Origin of the sequence: Arsenicibacter rosenii (assembly GCF_001870735.1) — a bacterium.
GTDB lineage: Bacteria > Bacteroidota > Bacteroidia > Cytophagales > Spirosomataceae > Arsenicibacter > Arsenicibacter rosenii.
The window spans coordinates 1-1,622 of record NZ_MORL01000126.1 but is presented as its reverse complement, the minus strand read 5'-3'; the positions used below and the strand labels follow the sequence as shown (position 1 = coordinate 1,622).

The following is a 1,622-nucleotide window of genomic DNA, read 5'->3' as shown; positions in this document are numbered from 1 at the left end:
ACCACCAGTTATACCGCCACCTGCGCGACACAGACCGGTTCGGTCAGCAGCGTCGTCACCACCGCCTTCGTGGAAACGCCGGCCAGCCTCACCATCAGCCGCACCGCCATCACCGCAGGACAGTCCGTGACCGTCGCCGTACGAGGATGTACCGGCACAACCATGTGGTCTACCGGCACAATGGCTTCCTCGTTCATCGTCGTACCGGCTGACCTTAACGCGACTTACAGCGTCACCTGTACCTCCCCGCTGGGATGTACCTCGTCGGCTAAACTCACCATCGGTAACCTCAATCCGAACGACTTCACCGTCGGCGACGCCATTACCTGCCAGGGACAAAGTGCCACCCTTACCACCGTCGGTTGTCAGGGTACCATCAACTGGACCGGTCCGGCTGTCAACGGGCAGACGACGACCAGCCTTGTCGTTAATCCGGCTCAGACAACGGCCTACACCGTCGCCTGTACCAACGGCACTGAAATCACGGAACTCGTCGCTCAGGTTACCGTCGTTCCCGCTCCGAGCCTGACGCTGACCGTCAGCAGCCTGACCGTTACCGAAGGGGACCCGATCAGCATCACCGCCCTGGGCTGTGACATCGGCCAGCTCACATGGAGCGTAACCGGCGTGACTGGCAACGTCCTCAGCACAACGGCCAACCTGATGACCGGCACCTACTCCGTCACCTGCGCCCTGACACCAACCTGTCTGGACATCAAATCGGTGACCGTAACCGTTATCCCGCTGGAACCAGGCCTTAACCTGACGAAGGTTGTCAGCAAGAACCGCGCGAACCTCGGCGAAGTCATCAGCTATACCGTTACCCTGAGCAACACCGGCAATGCCCCGGCCACGAACGTGGTGGTTGAAGAGGTGCTCTCGGCGGGACTGGCTTATGTGCCCAACTCGGCCTCCGTCAGCCTGGGTACCTACGCTGCCGGCGCTCCCGTCAGCAGCTGGTCTATCACGTCTCTGGCCGCCGGACAGACGGCCACCCTGGTGCTCTCGGCCAGCATTCTGGCAGAAGGCGTGCACTACAACACCGCACGCATTCCGGGCGACACCACCACCACCTGCGTCAGCGTGGCTTACCGCGTCTGCCAGGGTTCAAGCTATGCCATCCGTATTCTCGGCCCGGCCGGTTACAGCCGTTACCAGTGGTACAACGGTACGCAGCTGATCGCCGAAACCACCACCAACAGCTATACCGCTACCGCTGCCGGTGAGTACAAGGTCGTTGTCGACAACGGCGCCGGTACCTGCCCTGACGGCAGCTGCTGTCCGGTGATCATCGAAGAGGTCGCCGTTCCGGCATCCTTCACCGTGACGGGAACCAACCCGAGTTGTATCGCCCTGACACCGCAGAACAACGGGATACTGACCGTCAGCGGACTGGGTAATGACCTGAGCGGCTACCGCTATGCCATCAGCGAAGGCAGCAGCTTTACGGCTACCAATCCGGCCACGCAGCCGGTACCGGCCAACGGGGTAATTGCCACCACGCTGACGGCACCGAAGACCTACACCGTACGGGTGTATGATCAGCTGGGTTGCTACGCCGACCGCACCGTCACGCTCAACGCCGACTGTGTCTGTCCGCCGGCTACCTGCGTACCGATTAC

Annotated in this window: 1 protein-coding gene; it reads left to right on the top strand. The window is 61.7% G+C overall.

Translation table 11 applies throughout. From position 1 onward, the window contains the following. The coding region (locus tag BLX24_RS30260; RefSeq protein ID WP_143092922.1) for a DUF11 domain-containing protein at window positions 1-1,622 on the top strand (1,622 nt) is incomplete at both ends.